General features: G+C 53.8%; 19 protein-coding genes and 4 pseudogenes. 22 read left to right on the top strand and 1 reads right to left on the bottom strand.

Annotated features, from left to right (window positions below):
• The 20 genes and pseudogenes from tssK to J4617_RS23100 all read left to right on the top strand — a co-directional run bounded on the left by tssK (position 1) and on the right by J4617_RS23100 (position 22162).
• Entirely contained in the window at positions 1-1344 is a 1344-nt protein-coding gene (gene tssK, locus J4617_RS18625) for a type VI secretion system baseplate subunit TssK (RefSeq protein WP_000118732.1), read from the top strand.
• Entirely contained in the window at positions 1341-2645 is a 1305-nt protein-coding gene (gene tssL, locus J4617_RS18620; RefSeq protein WP_000132483.1) for a type VI secretion system protein TssL, long form, read from the top strand. Before tssK ends, tssL begins: the two co-directional genes overlap by 4 nt.
• Before the next feature lie 4 nt (positions 2646-2649).
• On the top strand, positions 2650-3423 hold the full coding sequence (locus J4617_RS18615; protein WP_017465828.1) for a Rap1a/Tai family immunity protein: 774 nt from the start codon (positions 2650-2652) through the stop codon (positions 3421-3423).
• Positions 3424-3625: 202 nt separating this feature from the next.
• The gene (locus J4617_RS18610) at positions 3626-4057 is read left to right on the top strand and encodes a Shiga toxin A subunit (protein ID WP_000227044.1); all 432 of its coding nucleotides are present in this window, start codon (positions 3626-3628) and stop codon (positions 4055-4057) included.
• 33 nt (positions 4058-4090) lie between these two features.
• Positions 4091-7960 (top strand): type VI secretion system membrane subunit TssM, encoded by a 3870-nt coding sequence (gene tssM / locus J4617_RS18605; RefSeq protein WP_017465826.1) that lies wholly within the window; start codon positions 4091-4093, stop codon positions 7958-7960.
• Positions 7960-8727: a TagF domain-containing protein gene (locus J4617_RS18600; protein ID WP_001254127.1), complete on the top strand. Its 768-nt coding sequence runs from the start codon at positions 7960-7962 to the stop codon at positions 8725-8727. Before tssM ends, J4617_RS18600 begins: the two co-directional genes overlap by 1 nt.
• A gap of 42 nt (positions 8728-8769) precedes the next feature.
• Complete coding sequence (locus J4617_RS18595) at positions 8770-9240, top strand: glucosaminidase domain-containing protein (RefSeq protein WP_000528843.1); 471 nt, start codon at positions 8770-8772, stop codon at positions 9238-9240.
• Positions 9225-9686 carry a hypothetical protein gene (locus J4617_RS18590; protein ID WP_001684272.1) on the top strand — a complete coding sequence of 154 codons (462 nt, stop codon included), beginning with the start codon at positions 9225-9227 and terminating at the stop codon, positions 9684-9686. Before J4617_RS18595 ends, J4617_RS18590 begins: the two co-directional genes overlap by 16 nt.
• 35 nt (positions 9687-9721) lie before the next feature.
• Positions 9722-9816 (top strand): annotated as a pseudogene (locus tag J4617_RS18585) (cytoplasmic protein); the annotation flags it as partial.
• Positions 9813-10229: a DUF2195 family protein gene (locus J4617_RS18580; RefSeq protein ID WP_000759645.1), complete on the top strand. Its 417-nt coding sequence runs from the start codon at positions 9813-9815 to the stop codon at positions 10227-10229. The pseudogene J4617_RS18585 and the gene J4617_RS18580, both read left to right, overlap by 4 nt.
• 23 nt (positions 10230-10252) lie before the next feature.
• On the top strand, positions 10253-10774 hold the full coding sequence (locus J4617_RS18575; RefSeq protein ID WP_000968384.1) for a DUF2778 domain-containing protein: 522 nt from the start codon (positions 10253-10255) through the stop codon (positions 10772-10774).
• Positions 10775-11170: 396 nt separating this feature from the next.
• On the top strand, positions 11171-13360 hold the full coding sequence (locus tag J4617_RS18570) for a type VI secretion system Vgr family protein (RefSeq protein WP_017465824.1): 2190 nt from the start codon (positions 11171-11173) through the stop codon (positions 13358-13360).
• 23 nt (positions 13361-13383) lie between these two features.
• Positions 13384-13830 (top strand): DcrB-related protein, encoded by a 447-nt coding sequence (locus J4617_RS18565; RefSeq protein ID WP_000375832.1) that lies wholly within the window; start codon positions 13384-13386, stop codon positions 13828-13830.
• 18 nt (positions 13831-13848) lie between these two features.
• Positions 13849-17937 carry an RHS repeat-associated core domain-containing protein gene (locus J4617_RS18560; RefSeq protein ID WP_017465823.1) on the top strand — a complete coding sequence of 1363 codons (4089 nt, stop codon included), beginning with the start codon at positions 13849-13851 and terminating at the stop codon, positions 17935-17937.
• 9 nt (positions 17938-17946) lie between these two features.
• Complete coding sequence (locus J4617_RS18555) at positions 17947-18792, top strand: hypothetical protein (RefSeq protein ID WP_001084940.1); 846 nt, start codon at positions 17947-17949, stop codon at positions 18790-18792.
• A 141-nt stretch (positions 18793-18933) separates the two neighbouring features.
• Positions 18934-20088: pseudogene (locus J4617_RS18550) on the top strand (RHS repeat-associated core domain-containing protein); the annotation flags it as partial.
• A complete protein-coding gene (locus J4617_RS18545) occupies positions 20082-20345 on the top strand; it encodes a hypothetical protein (protein WP_000932531.1) in 264 nt (87 codons plus the stop codon). The pseudogene J4617_RS18550 and the gene J4617_RS18545, both read left to right, overlap by 7 nt.
• A gap of 63 nt (positions 20346-20408) precedes the next feature.
• Positions 20409-20951 (top strand): annotated as a pseudogene (locus J4617_RS18540) (RHS repeat-associated core domain-containing protein); the annotation flags it as partial.
• Between the two features lie 352 nt (positions 20952-21303).
• Entirely contained in the window at positions 21304-21723 is a 420-nt protein-coding gene (locus J4617_RS18535) for a hypothetical protein (protein ID WP_031624782.1), read from the top strand.
• Positions 21724-21874: 151 nt separating this feature from the next.
• Positions 21875-22162: an RHS repeat-associated core domain-containing protein gene (locus tag J4617_RS23100; RefSeq protein WP_223227914.1), complete on the top strand. Its 288-nt coding sequence runs from the start codon at positions 21875-21877 to the stop codon at positions 22160-22162.
• On the opposite strand, the gene J4617_RS18525 is transcribed toward J4617_RS23100, so the two are convergent.
• Positions 22093-22365, bottom strand: coding sequence for a SymE family type I addiction module toxin (locus J4617_RS18525; RefSeq protein ID WP_072100733.1), 273 nt, complete (start codon positions 22363-22365; stop codon positions 22093-22095). The two genes, J4617_RS23100 and J4617_RS18525, sit on opposite strands and share 70 nt — an antisense overlap.
• Here J4617_RS18525 and J4617_RS18520 point away from each other — a divergent pair.
• Together J4617_RS18520 and J4617_RS18515 are read left to right on the top strand one after the other, a co-directional pair.
• A pseudogene (locus J4617_RS18520) lies at positions 22356-25235 on the top strand (RHS repeat-associated core domain-containing protein); the annotation flags it as partial. The gene J4617_RS18525 and the pseudogene J4617_RS18520 sit on opposite strands and share 10 nt — an antisense overlap.
• Positions 25213-25677, top strand: coding sequence for a hypothetical protein (locus J4617_RS18515; protein WP_223227916.1), 465 nt, complete (start codon positions 25213-25215; stop codon positions 25675-25677). The pseudogene J4617_RS18520 and the gene J4617_RS18515, both read left to right, overlap by 23 nt.
• Positions 25678-25729 lie beyond the last annotated feature (52 nt).

The raw sequence follows: 25729 nt of genomic DNA, 5'->3' as shown, positions 1-25729 counted from the left end.
ATGAGCTGGAATGACCGCGTAGTCTGGAGTGAAGGACAATTTTTACTGCCGCAGATGTTTCAGCAGCAAGAGCGTTATCTGGAACACGTCATGCATTACCGCAGCCTGCCGCTGACCCCCTTTTTCTGGGGATTCAGCCACTACAATATTGATGGCGAAGCGCTGAACATCGGTAAACTGATACTGAAAGAGGCATCAGGGATTTTTCCTGACGGCACGCCGTTTAACGCACCGGACCACACCCCGCTGCCGCCGCCGCTGACCATCCTGCCGGAGCACCTGAACCAGCAGATTTGTCTGGCGGTACCGGTACGCGCGCCGAACAGCGAAGAAACTACGTTTGACAATAACCCGGAATCACTGGCGCGTTTCTCGGTACATGAACACGACATCCGCGACGCCAACTCGCTGGGACGTGGCGCGCAGTTATTACAGCTCAGTCATCTGCGCCTGCGGCTGCTGCCGGAAAAGGCGGTGACGGGCGCCTGGATTGGCCTGCCGTTGACCCGCATCACCGGGTTGAACCCTGACGGGCGGATAGATATCGACCACGACCTGATCCCGCCCATCATTAATTATCAGGCCAGTTCACTGATGTGTACCTGGCTGTCGTGGATCAACGATCTCATCCGGATGCGGGCCGATTCGCTGGCGGAACGGCTGACAGGCAGCGACAACCACGGCCATGAAGCAGCGGAGGTCTCCGATTACCTGCTGCTGCAAATTCTCAATCGCTTTGAGCCGCTGCTGACTCACCTGGCGAAAACCCCGCTGGCCCCGGAAGTGTTGTATCGCTACCTGTCCGAACTGGCCGGGGAACTCTCCACCTATGTGCGTCCACAAACGCGACGGCCCGCTGAATACAAAGAGTACAAACACCTGACGCCCTATGCCGGGTTGAAATCGCTGGTTGATGAGGTGCAGTTCCTGCTGAATGCGGTACTGATCCGGGGCGCGCAGCGCATCGAACTGAAAGAGGGGACTTACGGCATCCTGAATGCGGTGGTGGCTCCTTCCGATCTTGCCGATTTCAGCACGCTGGTACTGGCGATAAAGGCTTCAATGCCGACCGATGTGCTACTGCAACATTTTGCCGCCCAGACCAAAATCGGGCCATCCGATCGCCTGCCGGAACTGATCCGCTCGCATCTGCCGGGGCTGGCTTTGCAGGTTCTGCCTGTACCACCGCGCCAAATCCCGTTTCAGGCCGGATACATCTATTACGACATCCGCCGCGAGGGAGCATTGTGGGAACACATTGCCCGTTACGGCGGGATGGCCATGCATACCGCCGGGGAATTTCCGGGGCTGGAGACAGAACTGTGGGGAGTGCGCGATAAATGACAGACAGTACCCTGACGCCGCCAGCGGCGGACATGATGTCCTTTTTGTCCACCACGCCGGAGCATAAGGACAGTGAATATGAAACGCCGGTACACACCAGCCAGCGCACGGAACTCAATGTCATCGTTGAAGACGGTCCGGACAGCAAACTTCGGCTGGCTGAAATCAGCGCGGCGGCTAACCCGTTGCTCGCCGCTGCCCGGCCTTTATTGTGCGCTCTCGCAGCCATGCCCGCTAAACTGGATGCGGCCCTGGTAGAGCCTTACCGTAATCTGCTGGTACGCGAGATGCATCTGTACCAGACATTATGCGATCAGGCGAACCTGCGGCGCGAGCACGTACTGGCGGTACGTTACTGCCTGTGTACGGCGCTTGATGAAGCCGCCAATAACACAACCTGGGGACGGCGCGGCGTCTGGGCCGGAAAAAGCCTGCTGGTAACATTTCATGGTGAAAGCGAAGGCGGGATAAAACTTTTCCAGATCATCGGGCGTCTGGCGGCCAGCTTCCAGGAACATGGCAACGTACTGGAGGTTATCTACCACCTGCTGGGGCTGGGATTTGAAGGCCGCTACAGCGTGCAGCCAGACGGGCGTAAGCAACTGGACAATATTCGTCAGCAACTGCTGACACAGCTTTCACAGCGTCGCGATCCGGTCATGCCCGCGCTCTCGCCTGACTTTCAGGGGGCGATAAGCGGACGACTGCGGCGGATGCGCCGGGTGCCGGTCTGGCTGAGCGCCGGGATAGCCCTGTTGGCGATGCTGACGCTGTTTGGCCTTTACAGCCACCGGATGGATGTGCAGACCGTCACCGTACAACAGCATATTGATGCGATTGGTATAAAACTGCCGCCGCCGCCCGTGCCGGTTCATAAGCTGCGGCTGAAAATCCTGCTGGCAAACGAAATCGCCCGTGGCCTGCTGACCGTGGACGAAGATGACCAGCACAGTAGGGTGGTCTTCCGTGGCGACGCCATGTTTGTACCGGGACAAAAAACGGTGAGTGACGCAATCCGGCCAGTGATTAACAAAGCGGCGCGGGAAATCGCCCGCGTGGGCGGCGCAGTCACTGTAACGGGTCACACTGACAGCCAGCCCATTCATTCGGCTGAATTCCCATCCAACCTGGTGCTGTCGGAAAAACGGGCGGCGGAAGTTGCGGCGTTGCTGACCTCCGGCGGCGTACCTGCCGGACGGGTACATATCGTCGGCAAGGGCGATACGGTGCCGGTGGCGGATAACGGCAGTAAAGCCGGGCGGGCGAAAAACCGTCGGGTGGAAATTCTGGTAGTGGAGTGAATGAATGATAAAAAAATCGACCTATGATGTGTCTCATCATTCGGCAATATGTGGCGTGACGGGGGATTATTATCGGATCTCAGCGACATATCACATAACACGATCTGTTCGTGTTTTTTTGATCATCTTATGTTGCCTGTTATCCGGTGGCGCTTTTGCCGGATCCCCGATTAACGCAGGCTTCATTTCCCCCGATAATGTCAACCTCAGTATACGGGATTTTCTGGGATTTTATGCCAGTGATAACTTACAGGAAAAAGATAATACACTGATGTATGTGTTGGGGGTAGCGGATGCCACAGAAGGTAAGACGTGGTGTGGATATGGTCAGGTTGACAGTATAACAATAAACCATACTGTGCTGACCTGGTTTGAACAGCACGCAGTGAAAAAGCCTGATGTAAGGGCTTCAATACTAATAGAGGAAGCATTAGTTAAAAATTTTCCCTGTCAGAGGACAGACTCCTCCATAAAAATTGCTTCCCGGTCATCTCCCATTTTATCCCTGACGCCGGATGCGCTTAATCTTTCAGGTAATGACTTTTTTAAATTTTGGGTGTCTGGTAATCAACGGGATAAACTCAGGGCGGGTATCTATCTGCTCGGCGTGGAGGATGCGACAGAGAACAAACTGTGGTGTGGATACGCTTTATTTAAGACGCTAACATTAAATGAATTAGTCTATGTTTCTCTTAAAAATAAAACCAATGAGGAACTGAATTCTCGCGCGGCTGAACTTATCATAAATAAATTAATAGAGTATCCCTGTAAGATATAAAATCATTCAAGTTGCATCAAGGCGGCAAGGGAGTGAATCCCCGGGAGCGTACATTAGTTCGTGACTGGGGTGAGCGAGGAAAGCCAACGCACATGCAGCCTGAAGTATGACAGGTATACCCTGTGATAATGTTATCGCTGCCAGTTCAGATAAAGTCTTGGTGGTAAAGTCTTGGTGGTAAGATATTGATATGTTTAAGGTAATTGTCTGTCTGTTGGTGGGTGTTCCTGCCATTTCTTATGCGCACGATTATGGGTGTGCTACGGTTGGAGCATCAATGGAGTCATCATTATTTGATGCCATAAAAAATGACCTGAATATAGATGTCGCTACTATTATAAAGGATAAAACAAAGGTAGAGATTCTTGATATCTCACCTGTATCTAAGGTCTATGCAGAATCTCTGGCCAGGATGGATTATGAAAAAGATAAGGCCAAAAATAAAGTGGCAATATTAGATAAAAAATCCTATTTCGATAGTTATTATGAAAATCAGGTTAAATCTATCGTGGCAAAATATACCTATATTAACAAAGATAAAGAAAAAGATATTTTCATTGCATCCAGCTTCATGAATGCTGATGAGTGTTCTGTAAGATTTAATGGTTATATTACTTTATCCAGGGAATTTTAAAATATTGATTATTGGGTGGCGAGTCGAAATATAATGCAAAAATTTCTTAGTCTGCTTTTTTCCCGGCGCGCGCTGGCAGTTGTGGGCGTTCTGGTTCTGGCGCTGCTGGTCTGGTTTGTCGGGCCGCTGGTGTCATTTGATACCCTGCGCCCGCTGGCCTCCGTGGGTAGCCGGGTAGTGACCATTGCCCTGTTGCTGATGCTGCTGGTACTGTGGCTGGTCAACTGGTCGATGAGTATCATCGGCATCAGTGTCCTGTGCCTGGCGATTGGCTTCGTCACACCGCTGCTGGCCCTGGGCGATGTCCATCCGTTTGCGCCGCTGTGGGTCCGCCTGACATTAATTGGTTTCATCCTGCTGATGTACGCGCTGTACGGCCTGTACCGGCTGTGGCGTGCGCTGCGTATGGATGAACAACTGCTGCGTCGCTTCCTGCATCCGCGCGGGGAAGAGGTACCGGTGGCTGGCGAGATCAAAGCCGACCTGCGCACCGTCAACCATATTGTCACGCAGGCCATCCGGCAACTGCGGCAGTTGCGGGTGGACATGCCCGGCTGGCGTAAAATCTTCGAGGGAAAACGCTTTCTGTATGAGCTGCCGTGGTTCATGGTGGTCGGCAGTCCCGGCGATGGCAAAACCACGGCCCTGCTGAACACCGGATTGCAGTTCCCGCTGGCGGAGCAAATGGAGCAGACCTCGCGTATCCTGACAGTACCGGGTGGCGGCACGCTACACTGCGACTGGTGGTTTACCAACGAAGCGGTGTTGATTGATACCGCCGGACGCTACGCCCGCCACGATGACGGCGGCGAAGCGAGCGCCGCGCAGCGTAACGCCGGAGAGTGGCAGGGCTTTCTCGGTCTGCTGCGTAAACATCGCCCCGGCGCGCCGCTTAACGGCGTGATCCTGACGCTAAACGTGGCGGATTTAACCGCACAGTCACCGGCGGAACGCCTGGCGGCCTGCGCCGCTCTGCGGGCGCGACTGGCAGAACTGCGCGAGACCCTGGGGATTCGCTTTCCGGTCTATCTGGTGGTCACCAAAATGGATTTGTTGCCGGGGTTCAGCGAATATTTTCGCACGCTGACCAGCCATCTTCGTGCACAAATCTGGGGCTTCACGTTGCCGTACAGCCGCAGGCGAAAAGCGGGCGACCCGCAGGCGCTGCACGCCGCCTGCGCGCAGGAGCTGGCGCGCCTGACGCTGCGGTTGGATCAGGGACTGGATACCCGGTTACAGGAAGAGTACGACCTTAAAAGCCGCCAGCGGCTGTATACCTTCCCGCGTGAGTTCGCCGCCCTCGGCGAGCCGTTGCTGGAGGCTATTGAACAGATCTTCCTCGATTCAAAATTCGATGCCACGCAACTGAATAACACGCTGCGCGGGGTGTTTTTCACCAGCGCCGCGCAGGCGCAGGCCGACGCCGTGGCCGACCAGTTGAGTATCTGGCAGCGCTTTGTCCGGGCGATAAAAACCGCCCGTGGCGAATCCTCCGCCTCTCTCCCACACGCTCTGCCGGACGGCAACCGCAGCTACTTCCTGCATGACCTGCTGACACAGTTTATTTTTCGTGAAGCGCACCTGGTGGAGCCAAACCTCCAGTGGGCCTGGCGTTACCGCCTGCTGCGCCTCGGCGGGCACCTGCTGGTACTGGTGCTGGCATTCCTGTTGTGGCAGGGGATGCAGACCAGCCAGCAGACCAACGGCGACTATCTGAATGAAATCAGCGCCCGCGCGACCCGGCTGGACGGTGATGTGAAAGCCTACACCGGTAAACCGGCGATGGCTCCCGTCCCGGCACTGCTGGACAGCGCAAGGGAACTGTCCGCCTGGCCGGAACTGGACCCGGACGCGCCGCCGCTGACCTGGCGCTACGGCCTGTACAGCGTACCGCCGGTAACCGACAGCGTGGCGTCGCTGTACAACCGCCTGCTGGATCAACTGCTGCTGCCGCCGCTGGTGAAACGGATGGAGTATGTGCTGGCGGACGCCATTGCCCGTCAGGATAGTAAAGCGGCCTACGATGCCCTGCGCATCTATCTGCTACTGAATCTGGATAAAGATCACGAAGATAAATACAACGCGGCGGAGATCCAGTCGTGGGTGATTAACGATCTGGGGAACAGCGACAGCGTGGCCGGGTTCGGCGGGCGCGCCGCCGTGCTGACGCATATCGAAGCGCTGTTTGACGGCAGCCGGGTGGTGCATTCACCGTATGAGAAAGATGAGGCGCTGATCCGCCAGGCGCGGGCATTCCTCGACGGTCACACCAGTACCGAGCGTATCTACGCGCGGGCGCTGGCGGCGATGGAGAGCGAAGCGCCGCAGGAGTTCACGCTGGTACGCGCCGTCGGCGCGGATGCGGGAACGGTGTTTGTGCGTAGCAACGGCGCGCCGCTGGATCGGGGCGTGCCGGGTATTTTTACCCGTGAAGGATACCGGGAGCTGTTCGACAAACGATTACCGGAATTTGTGGCGGCGGCGACGGCGAACGATGGCTGGGTGATGGGCCGGGAGAGTACGCCAAAAAAGCTGACTGACAGCCTGCGCAGCCAGATACCGGGGCAGGAGCAGTCTGTCGCCCGCGAAGTCCGCCGTTTGTACCTGACGGAATATGCCCGCCGCTGGCAGGATTTTCTGGACAGTATCCATAGTATCAACAGTGCCGGGGAAGAGGGCAGTTCCGGCCTGGCTTATGATTTACAGGTGCTGCGCACCCTGGCGTCGCCGGACTCACCGCTGATGCGGCTGGGAAAAGCGGTGGTGGAGCAGACCACGCTGGTGCCGCCGCCGGACCCGCAGGCCAGACAGAAACAACTGGCGCAGCGCGCATCCGGTAACGCGGGGAAAGTGGTACAGACGGCAAAACTGTTCCAGGATATTCACCCGGAAGAACGGCTGGAAAAAACGCTGGTGGATGATCGTTTCGCCGCGCTGCGCGAGGTCATTGCCGGGCGGACGGACGGCGGACAGAGCGGCGGTGGGACGATGCAGATCGCTTCGCTGCTGACCATGCTCAACGAGTATTACACCCAACTGACCATTGCTGATAGCGCGCTGGCGGCGGGGACGTTGCCAGCGCGCATTACTGCCGCAGACAAGTTGCAACTGGAGGCGGCGAAACTGCCTGCGCCGCTGAAAAACATCCTGCTGGATCTGACGAAGCAGGGAACGCGCAAAATCAACGCCGGGACCGGCGACGTGCTGAACACCCAGATGGAGGCGATGATGGGCGACGACTGCCGTGACGCCATCGACGGGCGTTATCCGTTCGCCGACAGCCCGCAGGAGGTCAGCGCCGAGGACTTTAACCGCATCTTCGCCAGCGGCGGCGTACTGGATGCTTTCTGGAGCAAACAACTGGCTCCGCTGGCGGACACCGCCAGCGACCCGTGGCGCTACAAACCGACCGAAGGCAACATGACATTGCAGGGGCCGGATTTAACGCCGTTTCAGCAGGCGAAGCAGATCCGCAGCGTGTTTTTTAACAGCGAGGGCGGGAAAAAATTTTCCTGGTCGATGCAGATTAGCGTGGTGGATATGGACCCGGCCATCACGGAACTGGTGATTGATATCGACGGCCAGGTGCTGCGCTACGCCCATGGTCCGGACCGGCCCCTGAAAGTGACGTGGCCGGGACCGCGCAACGGCTCGATGGCGGAAATCACCGCCAGCCCGCGTATTCGCCAGGACACCTCAACGCTACTGACCGGCGGGCCGTGGGCGCTGTTTCATCTGCTGGACGCCGGAATGGTACAGGAAACGGCGGTGCGGGGGCGCCAATTGGTGGAATATGATTTTGACGGTCGCCGGGTGGTGCTGGAAATCACTGCCGGGCGGGATTTTAACCCGGTCAGCCGGGAGCTGTTGCAGAACTTCAGTTGCCCGGCGAGGGCGCTGTAATGCGCCGGCCAGCGGTGGTATCAGCCCCGGCGATGTTCGGCAGGCTGCCGGACCAGCGCGACTATGTGCGCTGGCGGGTGGGCGCTGAAGAGGGACGAATATGGCAGGACTGGCTGAACCGCCAGACATGGGTGGGCAGCGGGCGGCATATCGTGTTGCCGGAAGGCCAGACGACCGATGAAGAGCGTGACGGCTGGATGCACCTGTCGCCGCGTGGCGAACATGATATGCCCGCGCCGGAACACCATCCGCTGCCGTGGAGCTTTGTGATGTCGCCGGGATTTTTGCCGATGGGTGGGACGACTGACTGGCTGACCGGAGTGCTGATGGCGTCACGGGATAGCGTGGGACGCCCGTGGCCGCTGGTGATTTACCAGCGTTGCGGTCGGGAGTGGCTGGACGAGAGTTTGCAGGAGACGCAGGGCTGGCTGTACTGGCTGGCGAGGCTGGCGGCGCAGCATATCACGCCGGACACGATGCGGCGCGGGCGGCTGACGGAGCAGGTGGACCAGCTATGGGCGATGTGGCAGCCGGGGCCGTGGTGGGCGCAGTGGCTGCGTGGGTTACGACGTACATCGCAGCGCAGCCGGGAACTGACCGGGCTGCCGGATGAAGCACCGGTAGTAGAACTGCCGGGCGTGCGTTATCTGCCGTGGCCGGGCTGGCCGGGTAAGACGTTGGGGCAGGCAACACCGGGGCAAGGCTGGTTCTGGCAGCAGAACAGTGAAGGGCGGTATGTGGATGCGCTGCGACTGGCGGAGAAATAATGAACATGGTGGTTTTAAAAACACCTGCTAAGGAATGAAGAAATGGGTAATTATGATAAAGCGTGTAATAACGTGGGTGCGGTAAGATTTGTCCAGGAGCACATGAAGGTTTGTGAGATAATTGCAAAAGAGCTTGACGTACCGGTAGAGAATATACTGGGTCTTGCTGCTGCCGAAAGTCAATATGGTACAGGTCGTATTGCCAGGGAATATAATAATTACTTTTCTCTCCAGGCTCCTGCATCATTTCAGTCAGGTCGGGTTCATCCAAAGGATAGTAACAAAACTTGGGTGGCTATTTTTTCTTCGTTTTCAGTTTGTGCGCGATCTTTTGCTGTCAAGTATGGTGACGCTGTTCGGGGGAAAAAAGATGCTCTGGCCTTCTCTGAAGCTCTGGTAGCTGCTGGGTTTAATTCAGGATCTCATATTACTGGTGGTACGGATAATTACGCCAGGATAACTGCTGGAATAATTATTATGGTGGGTCGGAGAATAGCATGCCCCGTAAAATAATGCTTGTTTTTTTTCTCTTTATATCTGAGGTCTGTTATGCCCAAGTGGTTGTATCTGAATTTAATTTGTCAGATATAAATCGCGGTGGAATGACGAAAGTACAGGCAGAAAAACTACTCATTATTGCACTTAAATATCAAAAATATGATTTATCGCTGGATGGCGTTTTTGTTGACGGTGATTTGCAGGATAAACACGGAAATCCTCCCCATCCGGGATATTATGATTTTAGCCTTGGCTATGATACACCGACTGCCGGAGCAATAGATTATTGGGGACTGTTTTCAGTAAGTTCTCAAACTGGTGATATATGGGAAATAAATAAATGTGAGAGAATTATATTTCCGCAGTTGCAAAAAATACAACAAGAAATAATGAAAAAAACTGGCGCGACATTTGCCAGTGAAGTGGTACAGCGCCGGGGGCTGGGCTGTACAGATGAATAGTGGGATAGTTGGATCTACCGGGCATACGTTACCTGCCAGGGCAAGGCTGGTTCTGGCAGCAGAACAGTGAAGGGCGGTATGTGGATGCACTGCGGCTGGTGGATGAAAAAATAGAGGTCAGATGCTGTGAAAAAGTACGCTGTAGAGGTTCTGTTTATGTCTGCCTGTGCAGGAATGTTCCTGCCCGTATTTGCCTGGGGCGGAACAGATGTAAACATTGATAACCCGCTGGCGGAGTGTGTGGATATCCATCCCGTTCATCGTCAGGAAATGGATAACCTTACCATTCTGAAAACAACGGTCACACTGAAAAAAAGTACCGGTGAATGTGGCTGTTTCTCAGCATTAATCAGCTATACCAGCTTACTGGCGCAGGATGTTGAGGGTTACGGACGCGGAAGTGCATATTCCCTTCAGGAGGGGAATATCTCACTGGCGAAGATGCAGGGACGTTATCCTTTCAGCTTTGTATTATCGGTGGATAACCAGTCTGTACGGGATCAGAAGCTGGCGCTAATGATACGTTGTACACCACCGCTGTAATACACAGAATAGTCAGGGAGAAGATGATGGCAGTAAGACTGACTTTTGACGGGCAAAAGCTAACATGGCCTGGTATCGGGATATTTAAGGCGACCACGGGGTTACCGGATTTACAGTGGCCAGATAAACAGTGTGTGCCGGATGCGGCGATACCGGAAGGGAATTATAAATTGTTTATTCAGTTTCAGGGGGAGGCACCGATAAGAAATGCTGCGGATTGTGATCTGGGACCATCATGGGGCTGGAGTACCATTCCGCGAGGCCAGGCTGCCGGAACATGTGAGATATACTGGGCGAACTGGGGATATAACCGTATCCGGCTGGAATCAGCGGATGAGAAGACCCGAAAAGCCTGTGGGGGCAAGCGGGGTGGTTTTTATATCCATGATTCCACCAAAGGTTACAGTCATGGTTGTATTGAAGTGGAACCGGTGTTTTTCCGTATTCTGAAACAGGAGACGGAAAAAGAAAATGGTGAAAAGACATTTACGGTTAATGTTAAGTATGTTTCTGGTCAGCAAACGAATGGTGGAACAAAACAATAATACCGTTAAAACCGGATGAAATTATCGTGTCTGGACGTGCTGTGGTGGTCAATGATTACAATGGTGGCCAGATAAGTAATGAGCACCAATGATAAAGTATATGACTGGCGGTGTGCTGGTTATTAATCAAATTTCTATAAAATGCAATGCGAATCTGGTAAGCGTAATAAAAATAAAATCATAATATTGTTATGTCCATTTCCTTATTTATGTAATTCAGTATTTATGTTATGTGCTAATTTTTGTGTTTTTATTTTCATGGCTCTTGTCAGCAATATACCCTGTTCTTCTGGTAAATATTTAAATATAACAGGCTGGTTGCATTATAAAGTGCGGGGCACTGTTTCCTGACGGTGAGTCTATTTATTTTAATCCGGTATTAAAGGAGTCACTACCATGAGTTTTGTATCCACAAATAATAAATCCGGTATGGGAGGGCTGACGACAACCACGCCGCCGATAACCGGAGAAAGTGGCGGTGTCACCGCAGATTCAGTCGCCGGAAGCGTGGCAGATGCGGCGGAAGCCGCTGTGGAACAGGCTGCGGGATCGCTGTTTGGCGCATTGCCGGAGCCATCAGGACTGGTGAAAGCCGCGGTAGCAGCGGCGCAGGCTGCCGCCGCCGCAGGTATGGCGCAGGATGCGGTATCGGCCATCGTCTCTGCTGTTGCAGGCGGGCCGGGGGCGCATAATGTGACGGTCAGCGGCAGCGCCGTACCGCCGGGCGCATTACTGTTCGCCAGCCTGGACGGCGGCGAAACATTAAGTGAACTGTTCAGCTATGTGGTACAGCTAAAAACGCCCGACACCCTGAATCTGGGCTATGTCTCCCCGGCGGCCAACCTGCCGCTCAAACCGATGGTGGGCAAAGATCTGTGCGTCAACATCGAACTGGATGGTGGCGGTAAACGACATATCAGCGGGCTGGTCACGGCGGCGCGGGTGGTGGGCCATGAAGGGCGTTCGGTTACCTATGAGCTGCGTATGGAGCCGTGGCTGAAACTGCTGACCCATACCAGCGACTACAAAGCATTCCAGAATAAAACCGTGGTGGATATTCTGGATGAGGTTCTGGCGGAATATCCCTACCCGGTGGAAAAGCGGCTGGTGGAAAGCTACCCGGTACGCACCTGGCAGGTGCAGTACGGTGAAACTGATTTTGATTTTCTTCAGCGACTGATGCAGGAGTGGGGCATCTACTGGTGGTTTGAGCACAGCGAGGACAGCCACACGCTGGTGCTGGCGGATGCCATCAGCGCCCACAAAGCATGTCCGGACTCGCCGCTGGTCGAGTGGCACCAGGAAGGGCTGAAGCTGGACAAGGAGTTTATCCACACTATCACGGCAAACGAGAGTCTGCGGACTGGACAGTGGGTGCTGGATGATTTCGATTTTACGAAGCCACGTTCATTGCTGGCAAACACCGTGGCAAACCCGCGTGAAACCGGTCATGCCACCTACGAGCATTATGAGTGGCCGGGAGACTACTTCGACAAGAGTGAAGGCGAGATGCTGACGCGCATTCGTATGGAAGCGCAGCGCAGCCCCGGCAGTCGGGTGCTGGGGGGAGGGAATATCCGCACACTCATGACCGGTTATACCTTCACGTTGGAAAACTATCCCACTGCCGAAGTCAATCAGGAATACCTGCTGATGCAGACCTTGCTGTTTGTGCAGGACAACGCGCAGCACAGCGGGCAGGACCAGCACTTTACCTTTTCCACCCGTTTTGAACTGCACCCGACCTGCGAGGTGTTCCGCCCGCAGCGGACGGTGAGCAAACCCCACACCAAAGGGCCGCAGAGCGCCATTGTCACCGGCCCGTCGGGCCAGGAAATCTGGACGGATCAGTACGGGCGGGTAAAGGTGCAGTTTGGCTGGGATCGCTACGGCAAAATGGATGAAAACAGCTCCTGCTGGATACGCGTCAGCTACCCGTGGGCGGGCAAAGGCTTCGGGATGATCCAGATCCCGCGTATCGGCCAGGAAGTGCTGGTGGATTTCAAAAACGGCGATCCGGATCTGCCGATCATCGTGGGGCGTACCTACAACCAAGACACCATGCCGCCGTGGGGACTGCCGGGAATGGCGTCGCAGAGCGGGATCTTCAGCCACTCGCTGTATGGCGGGCCAACGAATGGCAACATGCTGCGTTTTGACGACAAAACGGGCGCGGAGGAAGTGAAGTTCCACGCGGAAAAAGATCTCAACACCACGGTGAAGAATAATGAAACGCATACGGTTATGGTGGATCGCACTAAAACCATTATTAAAAATGAAACCAACAGTATTGGTGAGGACAGAAACACCACGGTAACGAAGAATGACGGCCTTTCCGTAAAACTGGCGCAGACGATCAATATCGGCACCACTTATCGTTTAGATGTTGGCGATCAATTCACGCTTCGCTGCGGCAATGCGGCGCTTGTTTTACATAAGGACGGCTCCATTGAGTTTTGTGGCAAGCAACTGATGTTACATACCAGCGATGTCATGCAACTGATTGGTAAAGGTATTGATATGAACCCGGATGGCGGCACAGCCGTAACCGCCGATGATATTGCCCCCCTTCCCACCTCTGAGTGATCTGAATTAAACCTGGAGTTCTCATGGATCGACCATACCGCATACAGGAAGGGTGTTTTGTCCTGCCTGAAACATTTACGGATCGCAGCGTCAATATTTTTATCCTGGAGGGCAATGAACGAACATCGCCCAGCCTGAATATTTCCCGCGATACGCTAAAACCTGATGAAGACCTGCCCGCCTATATTGACCGCCAGATTGCGCTGATGAAAAAAAATCTCGGTCAGCACCGGGTATTGTCGCGAGCGCCTGCACAGGCAGGAACGGGCAATGATGCCCTGATGGGGGAACAAATTGCCGCCACCCATAAATCCGGGAAAACGGAAGTGTACCAGCGTCAGGCCGGGTTTATTGCAACCCCTGGCAAGGTACTGGTCTTCACCCTGACCAGTCCCCGTCCTTTTGATGATAAAGCAGACCTACTCTGGAACACCTGGCTGGCAGGCTTTCAGCCGGATAAAAACGAATAATCACACGGAGGTGTGACCATGTATGAAGCAGCCCGTGTGGATGATCCTATCTACCACACCAGCGCGCTCGCCGGGTTTCTTATCGGCGCTATCATCGGCATCGCCATTATCGCGCTTGCCGCCTTTGCCTTCTTTAGCTGCGGTTTTCTTGCCGGGCTGATTCTGGGTTTTATGGCCGATCAAATAGCCTCCGGGGTATTGCAACTGGGCGAGGCCATCGGGCGCTCCATCCACCACACGGCAGGAAAAATCCTCACCGGTTCGGAGAATGTCAGCACCAACAGTCGCCCGGCGGCGCGCGCGGTACTGAGTACGGTGAAATGCGATAACCATATCGCAGAAAAACGCATCGCCCAGGGGTCGGAAAATATCTACATCAACAGCCAGCCCGCCGCCCGTAAGGATGACCACACCGAATGCGACGCGGTGATTGAAGACGGTTCGCCGAATGTGTTTCTCGGCGGCGGCACACAGACGGTACTGGAAATCAGTTCTGAAATTCCGGACTGGCTGCGCAAGGTGGTGGATGTATTGTTTGTCGTGGCGAGTCTGCTCGGTGGGCTGGCCGGGGCGTGGCGGCAGGCGGCAAAGCTGGGGACGAAATTTGGCACTAAATGTGCCGCTAAGTTTATCGGCGGGGAGCTTACCGGGATGGCCGTGAGTGAGGCTATCAGCGGGCTGTTCAGCAATCCGGTGGATGTGACCACCGGGCAGAAAATCCTGCTGCCGGAAACGGACTTCACCCTGCCCGGTCGCCTGCCGGTCACCTGCTCGCGTTTTTACGCCAGCCACCTGGAAACCGTGGGACTGTTGGGACGGGGCTGGCGGCTGAACTGGGAAACCAGCCTGCGCGAGGACGATGAACACATCACGCTGACCGGCGTACAGGGGCGGGAACTGCGTTACCCGAAAACGATGCTGACGCCCGGCCACCAGATATTTGACCCGAAAGAACAGTTATACCTCAGCCGCCTGCATGACGGGCGTTACGTGCTGCATTACACCGATCGCAGCTATTACGTATTTGGTGATTTTGACAGTGACGGCATGGCATACCTGCTGTTTATGGAGACGCCGCACCGCCAGCGCATTGTCTTCGGGCACGAAGGAGGCAGACTGGTACGGATAGCCTCCAGCAGCGGGCATCACCTGTTACTGCACCGCACACAGACCCCGGCAGGGGAGCGGCTGTCGCGAATTGAACTGGTGCAGGGCGGCACCCGTGGCAATCTGGTGGAGTACCGGTATGACGATAACGGTCAACTGACCGGCGTGGTGAACCGGGCGGGAACGCAGGTGCGTCAGTTTGCTTATGAAAACGGGCTGATGACGGCGCACAGCAATGCGACGGGGTTCACCTGCCGCTACCGCTGGCAGGAACTCGACGGCGCGCCGCGCGTGACGGAGCACGACACCAGTGACGGCGAACATTACCGCTTTGACTATGATTTTGCCGCAGGCACCACCACCGTCACCGGCAGGCAGGGGGAGACATGGCAGTGGTGGTACGACAGGGAAACGTATATCACCGCGCACCGGACGCCGGGCGGTGGAATGTACCGCTTCACGTACAACGAAGACCACTTCCCTGTCAACATTGAGCTGCCCGGCGGTCGCACGGTGGCGTATGAATATGACATCCAGAACCGGGTGGTGAAGACGACAGATCCGGAAGGCCGGGTGACGCAGACGCAGTGGAACGGCGAGTTCGACGAAATCACGCGCACGGCGCTGGACGATGACGCTGTCTGGAAAACGCAGTACAACGCCCACGGCCAGCCAGTGCAGGAGACGGACCCGGAAGGGCGGGTGACGCAGTACGCTTACGATGAACAGGGGCAGATGTGCAGCCGGACGGATGCGGCGGGCGGCACGGTGGTGACGGCGTTCGACAGCCGGGGGCAGATGACGCGGTACACCGACTGTTCAGGGCGCAGCACAGGATATGACCACGATGAGGACGGCAACCTGACGCGGGTGACGGACGCGGAAGGGAAGGTGGTACGCATCAGCTACAACCGACTTGGGTTGCCGGAGACGGTGAACTCACCGGGGAAACAGCAGGACAGGTATACCTGGAATGCGCTGGGGCTGATGAGCAGCCACCGGCGCATCACGGGGAGCGTGGAGAGCTGGCGGTATACGCCGCGCGGTCTGCTGGCGGCGCACACGGATGAGGAGAAGCGCGAGACGCGCTGGCAGTACACGCCGGAAGGCCGGGTGGCAGCGCTGACCAACGGCAACGGGGCGCAGTACCGGTTCAGTCACGATGCGGACGGCAGGCTGGTGCGTGAGGTGCGCCCGGACGGACTGAGCCGTACTTTTATCCTGGACGACAGCGGTTATCTGACGGCGATACAGACCACGGGCACGCAGGGCGGCGTGCGGCGGGAGACGCAGCAGCGGGATGCGCTGGGCCGTCTGTTACGGACGGAGAATGAACACGGCCAGCGGACGTTCAGCTACAACCGGCTGGACCAGATAACGGCAGTGACGCTCACGCCCACGGAGGCGGGGCAACAGCAGCACCGGATGCAGGCCGACACGGTGCGTTTTGAGTATGACCGCAGCGGCTGGCTGACGGCGGAGCACGCGGGGAACGGCAGCATACGTTATCAGCGCGACGCGCTGGGCAACCCGACGGACATCACGCTGCCGGACGGGCAGCACCTGACGCATCTGTATTACGGGAGCGGGCATCTGTTACAGACGGCGCTGGATGGCCTGACGGTGAGCGAGTATGAGCGCGACAGCCTGCACCGTCAGATAATGCGCACGCAGGGGCAGCTTGCGACGTACAGCGGCTATGACGACGACGGGCTGCTGAGCTGGCAGCGCAGTCTGGCGTCCGGCAGTGCCCCTGTTCTTCCCGGCCAGCGCCCGGCGCGGCAGGGCTGCGTGACGTCGAGGGACTATTACTGGAACAACCACGGCGAGGTGGGCACGATTGACGACGGCCTGCGTGGCAGCGTGGTGTACAGCTATGACAGAAGCGGTTACCTGACCGGGCGCTCAGGTCAGATGTATGACCATGACCGTTATTATTACGATAAGGCGGGCAACCTGCTGGATAACGAAGGGCAGGGAGCGGTGATGAACAACCGACTGCCGGGCTGTGGTCGTGACCGTTACGGCTATAACGAGTGGGGCGAGCTGACCACGCGGCGCGACCAGCAACTGGAGTGGAACGCGCAGGGGCAGCTGACGCGGGTCATCAGCGGCAACACGGAGACGCACTACGGCTACGATGCGCTGGGGAGGCGAATCCGCAAGGCGACGTACGGGCGGCACACGGGCCATACGGCGCGGAGCCGGACGGACTTTGTGTGGGAGGGGTTCAGGCTGTTGCAGGAGAACGTGCAGCAGCAGGGCTGGCGGACATATCTGTACGATGCGGAACAGCCGTACACGCCGGTGGCGAGCGTGACGGGAAAGGGAGAAAGCAGGCAGGTGTGGTATTACCACACGGATGTGACGGGCACGCCGCAGGAGGTGACGGCGGCAGACGGAACGCTGGTATGGGCGGGGTATATCAGGGGGTTTGGAGAAAATGCGGCGGACATCAGCAACAGCGGGGCGTACTTTCACCAGCCGCTGCGGCTGCCGGGGCAGTATTTTGACGACGAGACAGGGCTGCATTACAATCTGTTCAGATATTATGCACCGGAGTGTGGGCGGTTCGTCAGTCAGGATCCGATTGGGCTAGTGGGTGGTATTAACTTATATCAATATGGGTCTAATCCGTTAAGCTGGATCGATCCATGGGGATTGACAGGGACATATATTTTCACTGACGGTACTACATATTATATTGGCAAAGGGCCTGAATCCAGAATGTATGATTCGATGGACTATCGTATAGGTGGTAGGGCTAATGCGATACAATTTGCGCATATGGATTTTGGTGATGATAAATTAGGTTTTATGGTCGAGCATCGTTTAATGGAAAAATATAATGCTCGGTATTCTCCTGATTTCGCGAATAGCGAACGTATAAGCTCACCTGGTAAGAGATTATATGATGCTGCCGATGCTAAGACACAAAGAAAAGTTAATCGATTAGCTAATAAATTAGATAGTAAATATAGAGCATCTAAGGGTTGTTAAGGAGGTATTATGAATTCAATTTATTATAACGAGAATACAGGCGATCTTGAAATACCGTTGGATATTCTATCCAAGGGAATATCTTATGCTGCAAAAAAGAAATTACATAACATAAAAATAGTCAGCCCAATAAAAAAAAGCAATGACAAACTTGATTTATCGCCATTGACTGAAAATGATAATATTCATTCACTTCATATTATTGATGATATCGATCTAAAAAAAATTGACTTATCGCCATTATATGAAATGAAAAATATAAAAAAAATAACAATGAAGTATTTAAAAGGAAGTATTGATTTTTCTAAATTTCAGAAGTTGGAAACTCTTTATATAACAAAGGCCGATGCCGAAATAGATATTTTAAATATCGATACCCTGGTAGATCTTTTACTGGTTTCAATAAAAAACACTAATTGTGAATTTATATCTTCGCTTAGGAGCTTGAATACGCTGAGAATAAGTAGTGTCAGTATAGAAACTCTATCTGGGATAGAGCTTCTCAGTAATTTAAAGTCATTAAAAATTACCTACTCCCCCAACGTTATTGATATATCAAGTATAAATAAAATAAAAACCTTATCTTATCTGCATGTTGAGAAGTGTAAAAAATTAACTGAATTTTCTTTCCTAAGGGATAACGAATCTATATGTGATCTTTTTTTGTCAGATGTTGATTCACTCTCTTTTATTCCAGAAATGAAAAGTATTAAAAATCTTAAATTTTGGAACTTAAAAGATGGAGATTTAAGCTATTTGCTTAACTCTTCGACACTTAAAACTGTTGATTTTCACCCCGATAAAAAAAGTTATAGTCACAGGAAAGACGAAATAAATAAGAAAATAGGTAAATGAGAGGGGGCAATTATTGATATTTGCCGGGAACCATTGAAATTTGCCCAGCCTTTTCATTACTTAACTTTCAGAGCACCTTCATGGTTCCAGTCGTAACGGGCCCCGGCACCCGCGATGGCGTTTCTCACCCCGGTACGCCGCCTGCGTGGCAGCGTGGTGTACAGCTATGACAGAAGCGGTTACCTGACCGGACGCTCAGGTCAGATGTATGACCACGACCGTTATTATTACGATAAGGCGGGCAACCTGCTGGATAACGAAGGGCAGGGAGCGGTGATGAGCAACCGGCTGCCGGGCTGTGGTCGTGACCGTTACGGCTATAACGAGTGGGGCGAGCTGACCACGCGGCGCGACCAGCAACTGGAGTGGAACGCGCAGGGGCAGCTGACGCGGGTCATCAGCGGCAACACGGAGACGCACTACGGCTACGATGCGCTGGGGAGGCGAACCCGCAAGGCGACGTACGGGCGGCACACGGGCCATACGGCGCGGAGCCGGACGGACTTTGTGTGGGAGGGGTTCAGGCTGTTGCAGGAGAACGTGCAGCAGCAGGGCTGGCGGACCTATCTGTACGATGCGGAACAGCCGTACACGCCGGTGGCGAGCGTGACGGGGCGGGGAGAAAGCAGGCAGGTGTGGTATTACCACACGGATGTGACGGGCACGCCGCAGGAGGTGACGGCGGCGGACGGAACGCTGGTGTGGGCGGGGTATATCAGGGGGTTTGGAGAGAATGCGGCGGACATCAGCAACAGCGGGGCGTACTTTCACCAGCCGCTGCGGCTGCCGGGGCAGTATTTTGACGACGAGACAGGGCTGCATTACAATCTGTTCAGATATTATGCACCGGAGTGTGGACGGTTTGTCAGTCAGGATCCGATCGGGCTGAGGGGCGGGTTAAACCTTTATCAGTATGCGCCAAATCCTCTCAAATATATAGACCCACTTGGTTTAACCGCGACTGTTGGGCGATGGATGGGGCCTGCGGAATATCAGCAAATGCTTGATACTGGGACAGTAGTACAAAGTTCAACAGGGACAACTCATGTTGCCTACCCTGCTGATATAGATGCTTTTGGTAAGCAAGCAAAAAATGGTGCTATGTATGTTGAATTTGATGTGCCTGAAAAATCATTAGTACCTACAAATGAAGGATGGGCAAAAATAGTAGGGCCAGATTCTATCGAAGGGCGATTAGCTAAACGCAAAGGTTTGCCTGTTCCTGAAATGCCAACAGCAGAAAACATAACTGTAAGGGGCGAGAAAATTAATGGGGAAGTTGAAGCAAAATGCTAAATAAATTTAAATTGTGGGTGAGCAAACATACTGATTATACGGTAATTCATAATGAAAATGATTTATCTTACAGTATTATTATAGATTTTGAAGATGACCGGTATATATCAAGATTTACTGTATGGGATGACCTAAGCTGTATGTCAGAAGTAATGGATGTGGATACTGGTTTATATAAATTAAACAAGAGAAACGAATTTTCTACATTTGATGAACTTCTGGATATATTTGATGATTTTATGATAAGTATTAAATAATAGTTGGCCGGGTAAGAAGTTAACTCTTCCCGGCTGTTTTATTATCTAACCCCCATCAATCCGGAGACGCGCTACCGGTACGATGCGCTGGGCAGGCGGGTGAGCAAGGCGACGTACGGGCGGCACACGGGCCATACGGCGCGGAGCCGGACGGACTTTGTGTGGGAGGGGTTCAGGCTGTTGCAGGAGAACGTGCAGCAGCAGGGCTGGCGGACATATCTGTACGATGCGGAACAGCCGTACACGCCGGTGGCGAGCGTGACGGGAAAGGGAGAAAGCAGGCAGGTGTGGTATTACCACACGGACGTGACGGGCACGCCGCAGGAGGTGACGGCGGCGGACGGAACGCTGGTGTGGGCGGGGTATATCAAGGGGTTTGGAGAAAATGCGGCGGACATCAGCAACAGCGGGGCGTACTTTCACCAGCCGCTGCGGCTGCCGGGGCAGTATTTTGACGACGAGACGGGGTTGCATTACAATCTGTTCAGATATTATGCACCGGAGTGTGGCAGGTTCGTCAGTCAGGACCCGATTGGGTTAAGGGGCGGGCTGAATCTCTATGCTTATGCGCCCAATCCGTTGACCTGGATTGATCCTTTAGGTCTTAAAGCTGATGCTTGGGTTCCGCATGGAGCTGGGGAAAATGATATAATATCAAAAGGTGTGCATTTTAATGCCGGGGATAAATATGGAACAGAACTGAAACTAGGAATAGATTCTAACGGTCAAATTCAATTTGAGCGTGTATTCAATAAAGACTCACAATCCGTTATAGATAATGCTATAAAAATGGCGAATGATAAATTCAGTAAAGATGCGTCATGGCGACAGAGGTTATTTGAATCTGCCGTTAAGGTAAAAGAAAGTCTATTTGAAAACTTTAATCGTTTAGATAGAGCGAGAGAAGTTAAAAAAATTCAAAAGGCTTTAGGTAAATCCCTTGGTAGGGGGTGTTAAATTGTCTGATTTTATTGATTTTATAAAAACAGGTTATTTATTTGGTTTGGGGTTAAACAGTACGGCATTAGATGTTAGGTGTAAACTCGGTGAACCAGTACATATATATGACGAGGCTCAACATAGTGCTATATACAATTATGGGAATATTGAGTTTATATTTGGTAGGCAAGGTGTCGCATCATTAGAAGTAAAATTATATGAAGATATGTGTGGTGTGAATATTTTGGGCGCTGAATCATTTTGTAGTGCTAAATGTATGGATTTTATAAATATATTATCTGGGTTGACCATAAGTTATAAAAAAGGTCGAGTTATCGATAATGGATTTATTATTTTTTTTCATGAACACCATCGAGCTTCGTTTGACAACGATATATTAATGACAATTTCCGTTATAAAACCTGAGGATATATACTGATCTTATAACAATACAGCACCACGACTGCGTGATATCGCGGGACTGCACGTACACAGGGAACGGAGAGTTAAGCGGTATCCGGGACAGTCTGCGTGGCAGCGTGGTGTACAGCTATGACAGAAGTGGTTACCTGACTGGGCGCTCTGGGCAGATGTACGACCATCACCGTTATTATTACGATAATAATCTGTTCAGATATTATGCACCGGAGTGTGGACGGTTTATAAGCCAGGGCCCCATAGGGTTAGCGGGGGGAATAAACCTCTACCAATATGCGCCGAATCCGTTAAGCTGGGTTGATCCGTGGGGGTTAATTTCCAAAGATGGACGGTATCATGGACCTAAACCAACATACGAGAATCCAGGACATCATGAGCCATCCTCTGGTAAATTCAGCGCCCCCGGAAAATTTTTCAACCATGCTTTAACGTTTCGCTGATTGATATAGGTCACGCTCATACCTTCAATACAGCCCCACAGTTTACGGGTATTTTGCGGCGTGATCACGACGCAGTCTTTCATCACCCGAATTTTCACAGGCATCCCGTTAATAAATCCGGCCTGCGCCATCCAGTCGCCGCATAAACGAACCGAGCGTCCTTCAACTCGTGAGTAAAACTCACAGTGGCTGAAATTCGGCACGGTATCAGCGCGAGTTTGCGTACGACGACAACGACTGCATGACGATGCACCGGGAGCCGGGCGGCGAACGGTATTACTACACCTGGGCGTGGTTTGAAGGCCCGGACGATGCGGCGTGGAGGGTGACGGGCCATCATACGGACAGCGGCGAGCAGTACCGTCTGGACTGGAATCTGGCAGAACGTTCGCTGTGCGTGACGGATAGTCTGGGGCGTACGCGCTGCCACTGGTGGGATGCGCAGGGCCTGGTGACGGCGTACCGGGACGAGGCCGGGCAGATGACCACTTTCCGCTGGAGCGATGAAGAGCGGTTACTGCTGGGGATGACGGACGCGCAGGGCGGCAAATGGCGTTATGTCTATGACCGTCTCGGCCACCTGACGGAGACGCATGACCCGCTGGGCCGGGTTGAGCAGACGCAGTGGCATCCGGTGTGGCACCAGCCGGAAACGGAGGTGGATGCCGCGGGGGCGGCGTGGCGTTATGAGTATGATGAGCGGGGCAACCTGCAGGCGGTCAGCGACCCGCTGCACCAGCGCACGGTATACGGGTACGACCGGCACGGCCAGGTGGTGCGGATAACCGACGCGCGGGGCGGAGATAAATACCTGCAGTGGAACGAAGACGGGCAGCTTATGCGCCACACGGACTGTTCTGGCTCGCAGACGGCATGGTTTTATGATGAACGCACGCGGCTGGAAAGGGTGACGGACGCGGAGAGTAACAGTACGCGTTACAGCTATGACGGCAACGGACATCTGACGGAGGTCATGTTCGCGGACGGGCGTACGGAGCGTTACCAGCCGGATGCGGCGGGACGGCTGGTGAAATACACCAGCCCGGCAGGGCAGATAACACGCTGGCAGCGGGACGGCCAGGGGCGGGTGCGCAGGCAGACGGATGCGACGGGTCGCAGGACGGCGTATGAGTACGACGCTTACGGGCGGTTGACCACGCTCACGAACGAGAACGGGGAAAGCTACCGGTTCCGGTACGATGTTCTGGACCGGGTGACGGAACAGACGGACCCCGGCGGCAGCCGCCGGGTATACGGGTATAACGCGCTGAATGCGGTGACGGCAGTGATATACGGCGGGGAGCGCGGGGGCGAAATCCGTCACGGTCTGGAGCGTGATGCGGCGGGGAGGCTGACGGCGAAAATCACGCCGGAGACGCGCACGGAATACCGGTACGACGCGGCGGACCGTGTGCTGGAAATCCGCCGCAGGCGGCATGATGCGGCGGAAGGCGGAGAGCCGGAAGTTATCCGGTTCAGCTACGACAGTGCGGGTAACCTGCTGAGCGAGGAGACGGCGCAGGGCGTGCTGCAGAACCGGTACGATGTTCAGGGCAACCGCACAGAAACGCAGATGCCGGACGGGCGGACGCTGCGGTACCTGTACTACGGGAGCGGCCATCTCCAGCAAATCAACCTGGGGCGTGATGTCATCAGCGAGTTCACGCGCGACCACCTGCACCGTGAGGTGCAGCGGAGCCAGGGGCGGCTGGACACGCGGCGGATGTACGACCGGACGGGCCGGTTAACGCGGAAACTGACCTGTAAAGGAATGCGCGGTGTGGTGCCGGAGACGTTTATCGACCGGGAATATGCGTACAGCGGCCAGGATGAGCTGCTGAAAAAGCGGCACAGCCGGCAGGGGGTGACGGATTATTTTTACGACACGACGGGGCGTATCACGGCGTGCCGGAATGAGGCATACCTGGACAGCTGGCAGTACGACGCGGCGGCGAACCTGCTGGACAGGCGGCAGGGAGAGACCGCGCAGGCGGGTGCAGGCAGCGTGGTGCCGTTCAACCGGATAACGTCATATCGTGGGCTGCATTACCGTTACGATGAATATGGCCGGGTGGTGGAAAAGCGGGGCCGCAACGGTACGCAGCACTATCGCTGGGATGCGGAGCACCGGCTGACGGAAGTGGCGGTCATCCGGGGGAGCACCGTACGGCGTTACGGGTACGTGTACGACGCGCCGGGCAGGCGGGTGGAGAAGCACGAGCTGGACGCGGAAGGAAAGCCGTATAACCGGACGACGTTTTTATGGGACGGAATGCGGCTGGCACAGGAGTGCAGGCTGGGAAGAAGCAGCAGCCTGTATATCTACAGCGACCAGGGGAGCCACGAGCCGCTGGCGCGGGTGGACAGGGCGGCGCCGGGCGAAGCGGATGAGGTGCTGTATTACCATACGGACGTAAACGGCGCGCCGGAGGAGATGACGGACGGCGGGGGCAATATTGTCTGGGAAGCGGGCTATCAGGTATGGGGGAACCTGACGCATGAAAAAGAAACCCGGCCCGTACAGCAGAACCTGCGTTTCCAGGGGCAATATCTGGACAGGGAAACGGGGCTGCATTACAATTTGTACAGATTTTATGATCCGGATATCGGGAAGTTTATATCGGGCGATCCTATTTCGATCCGGGGCGGGATAAATCTTTATCAGTATGCGCCTAATCCGCTGTCATGGATAGATCCGTTAGGCTTAGATGTTGTTCGTGTTTATCATTATACGAGTAAAGATGGATATAACGGAATTATGGGGTCAGGCACAATTCAAACAAAAGATCCCGGCGCTAGAGGAAAAGGATCAATTCAGGGAAAACCTCAAGGTGTATACGTCACTACATTATCTCCTGAGGAATTAAAATCATCTGGCTTGAGAGGAAAAATGGGATTGACTAAAGAAAAGAGCACCCATTTTATTTCATTCGAAATTGATAGTTCTAAGGTTAAGAGAGTAGATAGACAGAATGGATATCTAAGGCTCTATATAGAAGAAGACATAGTGCTCAGAGATGTGAATAACAAGCTCCGAGGTGATGTTAAACATGGTGCTTCTGGATGCAAATAGTTTAGGAGATACACATATGGCTGAATGGTCTGGCGTTATGTATGGATTTTATACTAATAAGTCGATAGATAATATATTCTCTTCATGGGGTAAAAAAATAGCATCTATTAATTATAAATACAAACGCGATAGCTTTCGGGATGAGGAATTTTTATTTTTCTATAAAAATGATGAAATGCAAAATTATCATCTTGAGAATGGATATAATTTAGATCTTGATGGTGAAGGTTGTTTTTGTATTGAGGCAAAAAGTACAAAATTGAATGGAATTGCTACTCTATTCGAAATTGATAATGACTCAAGTTTTGAGCCTTATGATATAAATTTACATTTCGATAATGTATTTTATTATGTACTTATATTACCTGATCTAATTGAGAACTCAGATTTTTGTCATAATATTCATAACTTATTTATTAATATTCTTGATGAGAAAAAATAGAGTAATGCCAGGTAAGATTTTAAATCTTCCCGGCTTTTTGTTTATTTAATTA

The organism is Salmonella sp. 32010601201800023SM, assembly GCF_017572235.1.
Classification (GTDB): domain Bacteria; phylum Pseudomonadota; class Gammaproteobacteria; order Enterobacterales; family Enterobacteriaceae; genus Salmonella; species Salmonella enterica.
The sequence above is the reverse complement of the archived record's forward strand: the minus strand, read 5'-3'. Positions and strand labels throughout refer to the sequence as shown.